The organism is Cruoricaptor ignavus (assembly GCF_900141665.1).
Taxonomy (GTDB): domain Bacteria; phylum Bacteroidota; class Bacteroidia; order Flavobacteriales; family Weeksellaceae; genus Cruoricaptor; species Cruoricaptor ignavus.
Genome location: NZ_FQYI01000001.1, coordinates 270,012 through 283,154 on the forward strand (window position 1 = coordinate 270,012; position 13,143 = coordinate 283,154).

Genomic DNA, 13,143 nt, shown 5'->3' on the forward strand with positions numbered 1-13,143 from the left:
ATTAAGAAAACAGCGCCGAAACTTCCGGCGCTGTTTTTTTACAAACCAAACGGATTAGTTTTGCCGCCTTGCGAAACGCTTTGAAGGAAAGAACATTAATCACCTGATTTTCAACAGAATAATAGAGGTAGAAATTCCGAAGAATTAAAACTTTGAAAACCGAACGGTCTTTCTCGGTTGGTTTTCCGATGTAGGGTTTTCTCGCAAGATTTCCTGCAAACGCATCACTTCAGAAATGATTTTCAACGAATAAGAATTGGAATAATTATGCTCCGTCCAAAAAACAAGATTGGCGGAAAATTCTTTATCCGCAATTGGCGACCAAATTATCTTGTACATCTTTCAAGTGCCCTTTTCATCACCAATTCAGCAGGAATTCCCAAACCTATTTCAATTTCCTTCTTACCTTGCTGAATGCTTTCCCAATGTTCATCGGGAACATCCATATCGTCTTCTGTTTCAATGTTTTCCGCACCGAAGCGAAGCAAAACTTCCTTCACAATCGGCAATTCTTCTTCCGCAATATCAAACGAAACCTTTGTAAGCATAGCTCGATTTTTGAACAAAGATAATTGATAATTGATAACTTCCTTTTTCCCTAGCTTTTGCCCTTTACTTTCCTCGGCTCTTTTCTGTTTTCCTTATCTTTGTCAATTATGAATCAAAAGTGGATTTTCCGGCAGGAACCTGATGAAGAAACGGTGGACAGGCTCAGTATGTCGCTCGGTTTCGGCACTTTTGAATCTAAACTGCTGGTGCTGCGCGGCATCGATAATTACGAAAAAGCCCGCGAATTCTTCAAGCCGAAAATTGAAGACATCCACAACCCTTTCCTTATGGCCGATATGCAGAAGGCAGTGGAACGCGTAGCCACAGCCATAGAAAACGGCGAGAAAATCCTGATATACGGCGATTATGATGTGGATGGAACCACGGCGGTTTCGCTGATGTACCTGTACCTTTCAAAAATCGTGGAAAAGCGCTACCTGGATTTCTACATACCGGACAGAAATTCCGAAGGCTACGGCATTTCACACGAGGGCATCCAGTTTGCGCATCAAAACGGCTTCAGCTTGATTATCGCTTTAGACTGCGGCATCAAGTCGAACGAAAAGGTGGAATTTGCGCGGCAGTTCGACATAGATTTCATCATTTGTGACCATCATTTGCCCGGCGAAGAAATTCCGAACGCTGCGGCAGTTCTGGATCCGAAGCGCAAAGATTGCCGCTATCCTTTTAAGGAGCTTTCGGGCTGCGGTGTAGGCTTCAAGCTTTGCCAGGGCCTGAATACCATTTACAAAATTCCGGAATCGGAAATTTTCGAGCTTACGGATTTGCTGGCGATTTCCATCGCTGCGGACATTGTTTCGATGACGGGCGAAAACCGGACGCTTGCAAAAATGGGACTGAAAATCCTCCGGAAAACCCGGAACATCGGGCTGAGGTTGCTCATCCCTGATGAAAAACTGCCAACCTACGATATTTCTAACATCGTGTTTGAAATAGCGCCGAAAATCAACGCTGCGGGAAGAATTTCCCACGGAAAATCTGCGGTGGAACTGATGGTTTCCGACAACCTGAAACACGCCCAACAAATCGTAAATGAGATTGTGAACCTGAACGACTCCCGAAGGATGCTGGATTCTGCAAGCACGGCAGAAGCGCTGGAACAGGTCCTCGAAACCAAGCAAACCGAAAACTTTACCACCGTGGTTTACGGGCCGCACTGGAACAAGGGCGTCATCGGCATCGTGGCTTCCCGCCTTACCGAAACCTACTACAAGCCCACCGTGGTTTTCACCGATGGGAACAATGGTGAGCTGGTGGCATCGGTACGCTCCGTTCCAGAATTTGATGTGCACAAGGCGCTGGAGCAGTGCTCGGAATTTTTCATCAAATTCGGCGGGCATCCTGCTGCTGCAGGGCTTTCAATGGAAAAGGAACGCTTCGAAGATTTTAAAATAAAATTCGAAGAGGTGGTGGCGGAAATGATTCGGGATGAACAAAAAGTGCCCACTTTAACCATCGACAGCGTAGCGGAAATTGAAAACCTGAACCGCGATTTCTTCAACTTCCACAGAAAGCTGGCGCCCTTTGGCCCGCACAATATGAAGCCTGTGCTGGTGCTGGAAAATCAAAGCGCCGCAGGCCTTGTAAAGCAGATGGGAAAAGACGGCAACCACATAAAATTCTACATCCATAACCCGGCAAATTCCCGAAACATCGAGTGTGTGGGCTGGAAGCTTGGGACTTTTCTGGAAGATTTTAAAACCAAATCTTTCGACCTGGCTTTTACGGTGGAAGAAAATCACTGGAAGGGCAATGTGACTTATTACCTGCAAATTCGTGATGTAAAATTTCTGAATTAAAAAATGCGCAAAAAAACCGGTCTTTTTTTCGGATCTTTCAATCCTATTCACATCGGGCATTTAATCCTGGCTAATTATATTCTGGAAAATTCTGATATGCAGGAACTGTGGTTTGTTGTAAGCCCACAGAATCCGTTCAAGGAAAAAAAATCTCTTTTGGATGATATGACAAGGCTGGATTTGGTAGAGCGCGCTTTGCGGAATTATGAAAAAATGCGCGTTTCTAATGTAGAATTCTCATTACCGAAACCAAGCTACACGATTGATACTTTGACCTATTTGAAAGAAAAATTCCCGAACCATAGCTTTGCGCTGATAATGGGCGAAGACAACCTTGCCGGCCTTCCGAAATGGAAGAATGCGGAACTTCTGGTGAAGAATTACCAAATCATCGTTTACCCGAGGTATTTCGAGAAAAGCGAAACGCTGGAGAGCTACGAAGAGCACGAGAACATCACGCTGATTGATGCACCGATTATCGAACTTTCTGCCACGCAAATTCGGCAAATGATAAAGGACGGCAAGAATGTGCGACCGATGCTTCCACCAGAAGTCTTCGATTACATCGATGGCTCCAACCTTTATAAGTAACTGATAATGAGCGTTGTAGAAAAATTTCTGGTAAAATATCCGCAGGAAAAAATCGTGCGGTGGTTCAGGCTGGCATGCATTCTGGAAGCGGTTTCCTGGCTGCTGCTTTTTTCTGCAATGGTGTGGATCCGGATGGATAGGGAAAGCCTGGCACCCACCATTTACATCATTATTATGGGCAATATTCACGGGCTTTTCTTCACGCTTTATCTTTTGCTGGTTTTCCCGGCGAAGAAAATTTTCCGGTGGGATGATGAGGATTTCGTGTTTGCTTTGGGCGCAGCTTTCTTCCCTTTGGCAACAATCTGGGTGGATAGAAAGCTGGCACGGTTCAACCGTGGAGAATAAATTTCAACCCAACATTTTTTAAAACTTTTTCTACCTTGCATTGCAAAGTATAAAAAAAAACATATATCTTTGCCTTGTTAAAAAATTTGAAACGATGAGAAAGATAAGCATCGCATCCCTACTTTTAGGCGGGATGATTTCCGCGCAGCAAACGCCGAAGCAAGATTCTGCAAAGGCGAAGGACATTCAGGAAGTGAATATCACGAAGAAAATTTTCGAGCGCAAAACCGACAGGATGGTGTACGATGTAGCGGCATCGCCTTCTGCAAAAGGCAGCACAGCGCTGGATCTTCTCAAAGAAACGCCAACGGTAATAGCCACCGAAGATGATAAATTTTCAATGCCGGGAAAAAGCGCCGTGGCCATCTACATCAACGGGCGAAAAACGAATATGAATGCCGATGCGCTGAACGCTATGCTGAAAAATACACCGGCAGAAAATATTTCCAAAATCGAAGTGATTTCTATGCCGGGCAGCGAATTTGATGTGCCGGGAAATACGGGCATCATCAACATTGTGATGAAAAAACGCACAACGGACGGCTACAACGGAACGCTGAGAATGGAAAACGAAAAGGCGTACCGCAGCAATCCTTCTACCGCGCTGAACCTGAACCTGCGGCAGAATAAATTCGGTGCGAACATCAGCACGGGCTACAGCGAAACAACTTATTTTAAGGAGATGATTCTGGAAAACGGAATACGCGAAAATTATACGGTGAGCAGCGGAAGTATAAATCTTTTGTCCAAAAACCTGTACGCCAACCTTAGCCTGGATTATGATATTAATGAGAAAAACTATCTGAACTTCGGCTTTAATTCGAACTTCTCGAGAATTAAAAATTATTCTGCGGAATTTTCCAACCAAAGCTTCTACAGCGGCAGCATCACGAATGAAAACTATAACCGAACGGATAATCCGAAGAATCAGTCGGACAACCTTTCCGGGCAAATCCGCTATGAACTGACGCACGGAAAGAACGACAGCAAGCTGAAATTCTTCGCATCCTACCTGAATTATAAAAAAGATGAGCACAGCGAAAACCGCACTTTTGCGCTGCCAACGATGAGAATGCTGGGCGGTTTTAACCAGATTTCACCACAGCAGATAGACGCCTTTATTTTTCAGGGGGACGAAGTCCTGAAGTTCAAGGATGAAAGCACGCTGAGTTTCGGCGGGAATGTAAACCTTACCAAAACCGATAATGATACGCGGTATGAAACTGCGGACGGTTTCTATTTCATCACAAATCCTGAACTTAGCAACCACTTCGTTTACAAGGAAAATATAGCTTCTGCCTACACGAATTATGAGAGGAATTTCAGCGAGAAAATCTCGGCAAAAGCAGGGCTGAGATTTGAGCATACAACGATGGACGGTGAAATTTCTGACAAGCCGGAATACAACTTCCGCCGTTCGCTGAACGACATCTTGCCATTCGTAAACCTGAGCTGGCAGCCTTCCGAAAAACACAGCCTGAGCTATGGCTTCACGAGCAGGGTGCAGCGCCCAAGTTTCTGGGAACTGAACCCGGTGAGAAACTATACCACGCCGAATAATTATGTTCAGAACAATCCGTTTATGATTCCGGCAAAAATCTATGAGCAGGAATTGATGTATATGCTGAACGGCGCCTGGTATCTGCAGCTGAGCCACTACTACACCAGGCATGCTTCCGCGCAAATTCCTTTGCAGAAAACCGATGCCAGCGGAGATGTTTCGCTAAGGTACATCCGCACGAACTATGGTGATAATCAGGGCATTACAGCAACCGTAGGAATGCAAAAGGCTTTCCTGAAGGGCAGATGGATTGCTAATGCTTCTGCCAACTTCAGCCACCAAAAATACAGCGGAAGCGTGGATACAGACCCGCTGACTCTGGAAGTTTTCGAGCCATACATTGTGGATAGAACCACGGATTTTCTCACCATCACTGCAGGCAGCAGATATGCTTTCGACAAGGCTAAAACCTGGTGGCTGAATGCACAGTATTTCCTGCAAACGAAAATAGAATTGGAGATGGGACATCTGCCGCTGCTGCACACGCTGAACCTTTCCCTACAGAAAAACTGGGAAAACTGGACTTTCAAGGGCTCGGTATCTGATGTGTTTAACGGCCTTAGAAAAATGGATATCATTAATGAAAATGGCAACGGCTATTTCAATAATGTTCGGCAGAGAAACTACAACCAAAGATTTGCGCTGGGCATCACCTACAATTTCGGCAACCAAAAGCTGAAACGCACAAGGCAGGACGGCGGCGAAGCCAGCGAGCTGAAAAGCAGAACCGGCGGGAAATAATCCCGCTTATTTTTTTGGCAGGAAAACTTCGCTCATCATACAGCGCGCGCTTCCGCCGCCGTTCGTTTCGATGGTGTGGAGATCAGCGTAGATGATTTCGGAAAACTTTTCAATTTGGGAAATCTGTTGCTTTGATAAAGATTTGTAGGCAGATTCGCTCATCACCAGGAAAGTTTGCCCTTCGGAATTCCGCACCTGCAGCATATTTCCGGCGAAATTCTGCATCTGCTCTTCGGAAATTTCCACGATTTCCTTTCCGGTAAGTTTCAGCTTTTCCTCTACCATTTCCCGTTCCAGTTCGCTGTCGATGGCATCCAGGCATATCACCGCAAATCTATCGGCTACGCACATCATCACATTGGTATGGTATATTGGCAGCCTTTCATCGCCCGCAGTTTGGAAGCTGTGGAAAACCACGGGTTCATAGCCGATGTTCGCACAATAATCACGGAAAAGCTCCTCATCCAGCCTTAGCGAAACCGAGCCGTAAGCCACTTTGTTATCGTGATCGAAAATCATACTTCCGGTGCCTTCCAGAAATTTCCCTTCATTTTCGCTGCCGCTCAAATCCACGATTTCCGTAATTGTAAACCCTTGATTTTTAACTTCTTCCAAAATTTCTTTGCGGCGTTCATCTCTTCGGTTTGGTGCAAACATCGGGAAAAGCGTCACCTTTCCATCGCTACCGAAACCTACCCAGTTATTCGGGAAGATGGAATCCGGTGTGTGCGGTTGCAAAGTGTCTTTCACTGTGATCACATTAATGCCCTTTGCCCGGAGCTTTTCCACAAAAGCATTAAATTCCTTCAGCGCATTACCTTGAGTATCAGCACTTTCCGCATTATTTTGGAAATAATTATTTTCGGCAGTCTGTGCATTGTAGCCAAAAGCTACGGGCTCTATCATCAAAACGGTATCGGTAGCCTGCATTGTTCGGTGTAAATTTCTCAGGGCAAAATTAACCAAATTTCCGTATTTTGCGGAAGAGTTTTTGCGATGGAAAACCTACTGGAAATTGCCTGCTTTGAAATGACTTCCGCTGAAACGGCGCTGCGCTCAGTAGCCGATAGGATTGAGTTTTGCGCCGGGCAAAGCTTGGGCGGCATCACGCCAAATATTGATGAATTCCGCTATTTGAAGAGCCACTACAGCAAGCCGATTTTCGTGATGATTCGCCCGAAAGGCGGCGGCTTTCTCTATTCCGATGAGGATTTTCTGCGGATGAAAAACAGCATCGTGGAATTTAAAAATGCCGGTGCAGACGGTTTTGTTTTCGGCGTTCTTTCGCACGGCAACATCGTGGATATGCAGCGTAACCGTGAACTTCTGGCTCTGGCAGAGGAAAAGCCCTGCACTTTTCACCGTGCTATCGACCGGACTCCTGATGTGGAAAAATCTGTGGGAAAATTAATTGAGCTGGGCTTCCGCAATGTGCTGACTTCCGGCGGTGAAGATGCCGCGATGAAAGGCCGCGATGTCCTAAAAACGCTGGTGGAAAGGTATTCTCACCGGATCAATATTTTAGTTGGCGGCGGCGTTCGTTCCGGCAACATTCGTGAACTGAAGGATTTTACCGGTGCGTGGAATTTCCATTCTTCCGCAATTCCATCTTACGAAACCTATGCCAACGAAGATGAAATAATGCGCCTGAAAGCGGAAATAAGTTAGGTTGATTCAGGTTGAGTTTGAGGAATTTTAGGCAAAGGTGCAGAGATATTTTCTCGTTTAAGATTACAAAATTTCTTTGTGGATTTTGCTTAAAAATTTTTGCGTGCAATATCACTTAATTTCCTAATCTCTCAATCCCTAACCAGCGGCATTGTGCTGCAGCGCAGAAGCCCACCCATTTTGGAAATTTCGCGGTACGGAATCTCTTCCACGGTGAAGTTCCATTCGTTTCGCAGGAAATCGTTCATCCTGGTAAAGGCCGAATCTGAAACGATGACTTCCGGCGAAATCGAGAAAATGTTCGGGTTCATCGCAAACATTTCTTCCCTGGTTACTTGGAAGCAATTATCTTCACCGAAAATATCCAGCAGCAGATTATAATCGTTCTCATCCACAAAACCATCCTTGTAGATGATGCATTTATCCGTACCTATCGGGTTGAAGGTGCAGTCCAGATGCAGTATGCCTTCGTAGGGCACGGTGTCGTTCTTCTTCAGCTCCAGGTCTATAATGCGCTTTTTCGGGAAGTATTCCTTCAGAATTTCTATGGCGTACTCGTTGGTTCTCGCCGTTTTGAAATTCCTGTAATCCTCTGAAAAGCAGGTGCCTATGAAGAGGAAATCGTTCCATACAATTACATCGCCACCTTCAATGTGCGCAGTTTCCGGCAGGTTGATGATTTTGCGCCATTCCACCTTCTCGAAAATTTTGCTGTAGGCATCCTGTTCATCGGCTCTGTCCGGCAGAAGATTGGCAAGTATCATCTTATCATCAATCACGAAGGCCACATCTCGCGCGAAAACCTGGTTATAATCCTGGATGACATCCGGCCGGAAAACTTCCACGCCGTACTTTTTCAGCACGCTTTCAAAGGTGCACATTTCCGCAGTAATGTTTTCTTCCGTGGGATAATTTCCCTGCTGAATCGTGTGGTAGGATTTCGCGTCGTAGCTATCTTCCAGCGTAGGCACGGCGCCGTTCGATTTTGGCTGGCCCAGCACCACAGAGCGCAGCCTGCCGGTTTCGTTTTTAATGTTGAGTTGCATAGCGCTTCAAAGATAGGGATAATGCTGCATTGAATTCCCGATTTTGGAAATTTTCGGAAAACTTTTCATATTTGTGAAAACTTTTGAAAATGAAAAGGTTAATCCTGCTCACTATCTTGATTTTCAGCCAATTGGCTTGCGCGCAAGCACTTCGCCTCAGTTACAACCTGAAATATAAGGTAGATTCTACCGCCACAGATTTCAAAATTCTGAAAACGGTACTTGATATTCACGAAGGCCACACATTATATTTTGAAGAGCGGGCCATCGCTACAGATTCGCTTAATAAATCCAAGCCTCTAACTACGAGCACCTACACTTCGCCAATTGCCAAGCTGAAACGCAAAACTGGCGATTTTGTAAATATGAATTATTACCGCTCTTCGATGGATTATTTCAAATTTAAAACCCAAGATAAAATCGACTGGAAATTTCTGCCCGATACCAAGCAGCACGGTGAGTGGCTGGTGCAAAAGGCGACCTGCAATTTTGGCGGAAGAACTTGGGAAGCCTGGTTTGCCAAGGATTTCCCCTTTAACGAAGGACCTTACAAATTCACAGGCTTGCCAGGAATTATCACCGAAATTCGCGATACGAAAAATAATTACAGCTGGGAACTGGAATCCGTAAAGAAGCCTGGAAATTTCAATCCTAATTTGCTGGAAACCGTTTTCAAACAGCTGCCGCTGGAGATTACGGAAAGTAAATATAAAGAGATTCTACTGAATGATTATCGCGATCCTTTTGTACGCTTCAAAATTTTGGGCGAGGGAAATTGGATTTTCGAGACGAAGGACGGGAAGGAAGTTTCCACAAATGAAGAGCTGAAAAGAATGACGCCAGAAACGCAGGCAGAAATCCGTAAAAATTACAACCCGATAGAACTGGATAAAGCGGTGGATTACGAAGGCATCACCAAAAAACCGTCGCGGAAACCAATGCGGAAATAATGGCAAAACCTGCAGCCTTGCAAATTCCGAGGGAAATTTTATTTTTGCTTAGAACCTCTAAAATTTTACGATATGAAAAAATTTACGCTTTTGGCCGGGATTTTCCTTGCCGGGATTTCCTTTGCGCAAACCACCGTTTCCTTCGAGAAATCGGAGAATTTTAATGTTGGAATTTTCGGCGGGCAGGATGAAGAGAACTGGCTGGTTTTGGAGGATGATGAGGGCTACCTTCCCAACTTCCTGATTACTGATGAGAAAGCAACGCACGGAACGCAGTCCCTAAAAATCGCTACGCACCCTGAGTACGGCGAACTTTTTGCCGCAAATATGGCGGCTTATTATTTCCTGGAAAACGAGCTAGCACCTGAGGATGCCGTGTTTTCCACGGATTTTCAGATGAGTGATGCGGAAGATACTTTCTACGAAATCGAAGGCTACGCCTACTACGAATTCACCAACGATGAAGGCGAGGAAGATTACGAGATGGAAACGGCCTTCTGGTTTGGGATGCTTGGCGGAGATATTTATGCTCAGCTGAAAATCATCGATTTTGGTGATGGTGAAGATAAAAGGCTGGAAAAACTGAAGCAGCACCGAAAGCTGAAGGCGATGAACAGGGACGAAGAGCCGGAAGACTCGTTATTTGAAATCATTGGGCAATACGAAGCAAACAAGTGGCTGAATTTTAAGGCGATGGCTACGGATGGCAAACTGCACTATTACCTGGATGGAAACCTTGTAAAAACCGTGGAGAACATCCTGACTAAGAGAGATTGGACGCTTGTGAAACTTGGGCACAACAATGCCGGCGGCACAGCCTTTATCGATAATGCGAAGCACGGCACTTTTGCACAGCTGGGAATTTTTGAGAAGAATTTTAGCGCTGCGAAGATTTCGGTTTATCCAAACCCTGCTACAGATTTCATCAGCGTGAAAACGGATGAAGCCATCAGCCTTTACAAAATTTATTCTGCAGATGGAAGAAAAGTTCTGGAAGGCGTAAAACCTTCCGGGGAAATTTCTGTGGAAAGTTTAGCGAAAGGCAGCTACATCTTCACCGCGAAAACTGCCAGCGGAAAGATGATTAGCTCGAAGTTTATCAAGAAATAAAAATCACTATCCAAATAAAAAAATCCCTTCCGAATTTGGAAGGGATTTTTTTTGTTATTTTTTGCGAAGATTACCTGTTCTCCATTTTCACATATTCGCGCACCTGCGCCCCTTGGTATACCTGTCTCGGCCTGCCGATCGGGTCGCCTTTTTTGCGCATTTCTTTCCATTGGGAAATCCAGCCTGGCAGCCTTCCCAGCGCAAACATCACAGTGAACATTTCGGTTGGGATGCCCAGCGCTCTGTAGATAATTCCGGAATAGAAATCCACATTTGGATAAAGTTTTTTGCTCACGAAATAATCGTCTTCCAGAGCTACTTTCTCCAGCTGCAGCGCGATATCCAGCGCCTTATCGTGAATACCAAGGGAATTCAGAATATCATCCGCGGCTTTTTTGATGATTTTAGCGCGCGGGTCGAAGTTCTTGTAAACCCTGTGCCCAAAGCCCATCAGGCGGAAATTATCCTCCTTGTTTTTCGCTTTCTCCACATATTTCGCTACATCGCCACCGTCTTTCTCAATCATTTCCAGCATCTCGATTACTGCCTGGTTTGCTCCGCCGTGAAGCGGCCCCCAAAGCGCGGAAACGCCCGCGGAGATAGACGCGAACAAGCCTGTGTGTGCAGAGCCCACCATCCGTACGGTGGAAGTAGAGCAGTTCTGCTCGTGGTCTGCGTGGAGAATCAGAAGCTTATCCAGAGCGCCTACAACTACAGGATCAATTTCAAATTCCTCGTAAGGCTTGCGGAAAGTCATCCGGTAGAAGTTCTCCACATAGTTCAGCTTATTATCCCCGTGGTTTACTGGAAGGCCCATTTTCTTGCGGTAAGTCCACGCACAAAGGTGGGCAAATTTGGAAATCAGCATAATGGATGCGTGTTCCATATCATCCTCGGAGCTTACGTCCACAGACTTCGGATTGAAGGCTACGAGTGCGGAAGTAAGCGACGAGAGTACACCCATAGGATGCGCAGAACGAGGAAACGCATCCAGGATTTTCTTCATCTCATCGGCTACGAAGTTGTAATGCTTTATTTCATTTTCAAAGACTTCAAACTGATCCTTAGTGGGCAACTCCCCGTGAAGCAGAAGGTACATCACCTCCGAAAAGTTTGACTGTTCCGCGATTTGCTCAATCGGATAGCCCCTGTAGTAAAGTTCGCCCTTATCTCCATCAAGGTAAGTAATTTCGCTGATGGTGGCCCCAGTGTTTTTATATCCAAGGTCCAGGGTGATGAGGCCTGTCTGATCGCGTAGTTTCGAAATATCGAAACCCTTATCGCCCATCGTGCTGTCTACAACCGGGAATTCATATTCTTGCCCGTTGTATTTTAATTGTACTGAATCTGACATTTATATTTTTTTAATTGTTCATGACTTAAATCCCTGCCTACATCAGGTTTTAATTTCTTCCCCTAGAAATTTGAAAAGCTGATAAACCAGGGAACACTGCGGATTCTCCCAGTGCTTCCTCGATTCTCAGCAACTGGTTGTACTTCGCCATCCTGTCTGAGCGTGATGCAGAGCCGGTTTTAATCTGTCCGCAGTTGGTAGCCACCGCCAAATCAGCGATGGTAGCATCTTCCGTTTCGCCGCTTCGGTGAGACATCACGGCAGTATATCTATTGCGCTGCGCCATCTGTACGGCATCCAGCGTTTCCGTCAATGAACCGATTTGGTTTACTTTCACCAAAATGGAATTCGCCACATTCTGCTCGATGCCCTGAGAAAGCCGCCTCACATTCGTTACAAACAAATCATCGCCCACAAGCTGCACCCTGTCGCCAATTTTCTCGGTAAGCATTTTCCAGCCGTCCCAGTCGTCCTCGTGCATTCCGTCTTCTATGGAAATAATCGGGTATTTGTTCACCAACTCTTCAAGGTAAGAAGCCTGCTCGCTGCTTGAATACTGCGCCGCATCTTCGGTCTGGAATTTTCTGTAATCGTAAATGCCGTCTTTGTAGAATTCGGAAGATGCACAATCCAGCGCAAGCATCACATCGTCGCCAGGCTTGTAGCCTGCCTTTTCAATTGCCTGTAGCAAAGTATCGAGCGCATCCTCTGTTCCCGTGAAAGTTGGTGCGAAACCGCCTTCATCGCCAACCGCAGTGGAAAGGCCTCTGTCGTGAAGGATTTTCTTCAGGCTATGGAAAATCTCCGTGCCTTTGCGCAAAGCGTGCGAGAAGGAATCCGCCTTCACAGGCATTACCATAAATTCCTGAAACGCAATCGGCGCATCGGAATGCGAACCACCGTTGATTACATTCATCATCGGCACAGGCAGCGTGTTGGCATTTACGCCACCCACATATTTGTAAAGCGGCAGCCGCAGTTCTGCAGCCGCAGCCTTCGCCGCAGCAAGGGATACGCCCAGGATTGCATTGGCGCCCAACTTACCTTTGTTGTCGGATCCGTCCAGCTCTACCATTATTCTATCGATAAGGTTCTGCTCGAAAACTGGCATGCCAATCAATTCTGGTGCGATGGTTTCGCGGACATTCTCCACCGCCTTCATCACGCCTTTTCCAAGAAAATCTTCGCCGCCGTCTCTCAGCTCCACGGCTTCGTGCTCACCTGTGGAAGCGCCAGAAGGCACCGCAGCACGGCCCATAGCACCACTTTCTGTAAATACATCTACTTCTACTGTGGGATTTCCGCGCGAATCCAGAATCTGCCGTGCTTCGATATAAGATATGTAGCTCATCTTGTTGGTTTTAATGATTTTCTACAAATTTAAGGATTTCGTATGAAAGCACCG

General features: G+C 45.9%; 13 protein-coding genes. 7 read left to right on the plus strand and 6 right to left on the minus strand.

The window, feature by feature from the left end; genetic code table 11:
• Positions 1-144 precede the first annotated feature (144 nt).
• Together BUB43_RS01300 and BUB43_RS01305 are read right to left on the minus strand one after the other, a co-directional pair.
• Entirely contained in the window at positions 145-339 is a 195-nt protein-coding gene (locus tag BUB43_RS01300; protein WP_073177564.1) for a hypothetical protein, read from the minus strand.
• On the minus strand, positions 327-548 hold the full coding sequence (locus BUB43_RS01305; protein ID WP_073177566.1) for a hypothetical protein: 222 nt from the start codon (positions 546-548) through the stop codon (positions 327-329). Before BUB43_RS01305 ends, BUB43_RS01300 begins: the two co-directional genes overlap by 13 nt.
• A 108-nt stretch (positions 549-656) precedes the next feature.
• On the opposite strand from BUB43_RS01305, the gene recJ reads away from it, so the two are divergent.
• The 4 genes from recJ to BUB43_RS01325 all read left to right on the plus strand — a co-directional run bounded on the left by recJ (position 657) and on the right by BUB43_RS01325 (position 5,610).
• A complete protein-coding gene (gene recJ, locus BUB43_RS01310) occupies positions 657-2,369 on the plus strand; it encodes a single-stranded-DNA-specific exonuclease RecJ (protein ID WP_073177568.1) in 1,713 nt (570 codons plus the stop codon).
• A 3-nt stretch (positions 2,370-2,372) separates the two neighbouring features.
• Positions 2,373-2,960 carry a nicotinate (nicotinamide) nucleotide adenylyltransferase gene (gene nadD / locus BUB43_RS01315; RefSeq protein ID WP_073177570.1) on the plus strand — a complete coding sequence of 196 codons (588 nt, stop codon included), beginning with the start codon at positions 2,373-2,375 and terminating at the stop codon, positions 2,958-2,960.
• A gap of 6 nt (positions 2,961-2,966) precedes the next feature.
• A complete protein-coding gene (locus BUB43_RS01320; RefSeq protein ID WP_073177572.1) occupies positions 2,967-3,308 on the plus strand; it encodes a DUF3817 domain-containing protein in 342 nt (113 codons plus the stop codon).
• Between the two features lie 94 nt (positions 3,309-3,402).
• Positions 3,403-5,610 (plus strand): outer membrane beta-barrel family protein, encoded by a 2,208-nt coding sequence (locus BUB43_RS01325; RefSeq protein ID WP_073177573.1) that lies wholly within the window; start codon positions 3,403-3,405, stop codon positions 5,608-5,610.
• Between the two features lie 6 nt (positions 5,611-5,616).
• Here the strand turns inward: BUB43_RS01325 and ctlX are convergent, their stop codons facing one another.
• Entirely contained in the window at positions 5,617-6,540 is a 924-nt protein-coding gene (gene ctlX, locus BUB43_RS01330; RefSeq protein ID WP_073177574.1) for a citrulline utilization hydrolase CtlX, read from the minus strand.
• Positions 6,541-6,606: 66 nt separating this feature from the next.
• Between ctlX and BUB43_RS01335 the strand changes: the two genes are divergently transcribed.
• Positions 6,607-7,278, plus strand: a complete 672-nt coding sequence (locus BUB43_RS01335) for a copper homeostasis protein CutC (RefSeq protein ID WP_073177576.1) — start codon at positions 6,607-6,609, stop codon at positions 7,276-7,278.
• A 131-nt stretch (positions 7,279-7,409) separates the two neighbouring features.
• Here the strand turns inward: BUB43_RS01335 and BUB43_RS01340 are convergent, their stop codons facing one another.
• Positions 7,410-8,324 (minus strand): dimethylarginine dimethylaminohydrolase family protein, encoded by a 915-nt coding sequence (locus BUB43_RS01340; RefSeq protein ID WP_073177577.1) that lies wholly within the window; start codon positions 8,322-8,324, stop codon positions 7,410-7,412.
• Between the two features lie 89 nt (positions 8,325-8,413).
• Between BUB43_RS01340 and BUB43_RS01345 the strand changes: the two genes are divergently transcribed.
• Together BUB43_RS01345 and BUB43_RS01350 are read left to right on the plus strand one after the other, a co-directional pair.
• Positions 8,414-9,274 carry a GLPGLI family protein gene (locus tag BUB43_RS01345; protein WP_073177579.1) on the plus strand — a complete coding sequence of 287 codons (861 nt, stop codon included), beginning with the start codon at positions 8,414-8,416 and terminating at the stop codon, positions 9,272-9,274.
• A gap of 72 nt (positions 9,275-9,346) precedes the next feature.
• Positions 9,347-10,384 carry a T9SS type A sorting domain-containing protein gene (locus tag BUB43_RS01350; RefSeq protein ID WP_073177581.1) on the plus strand — a complete coding sequence of 346 codons (1,038 nt, stop codon included), beginning with the start codon at positions 9,347-9,349 and terminating at the stop codon, positions 10,382-10,384.
• A gap of 70 nt (positions 10,385-10,454) precedes the next feature.
• Here the strand turns inward: BUB43_RS01350 and BUB43_RS01355 are convergent, their stop codons facing one another.
• The gene (locus BUB43_RS01355; RefSeq protein WP_073177583.1) at positions 10,455-11,738 is read right to left on the minus strand and encodes a citrate synthase; all 1,284 of its coding nucleotides are present in this window, start codon (positions 11,736-11,738) and stop codon (positions 10,455-10,457) included.
• 49 nt (positions 11,739-11,787) lie between these two features.
• Entirely contained in the window at positions 11,788-13,089 is a 1,302-nt protein-coding gene (gene eno, locus BUB43_RS01360) for a phosphopyruvate hydratase (RefSeq protein ID WP_073177585.1), read from the minus strand.
• Positions 13,090-13,143 lie beyond the last annotated feature (54 nt).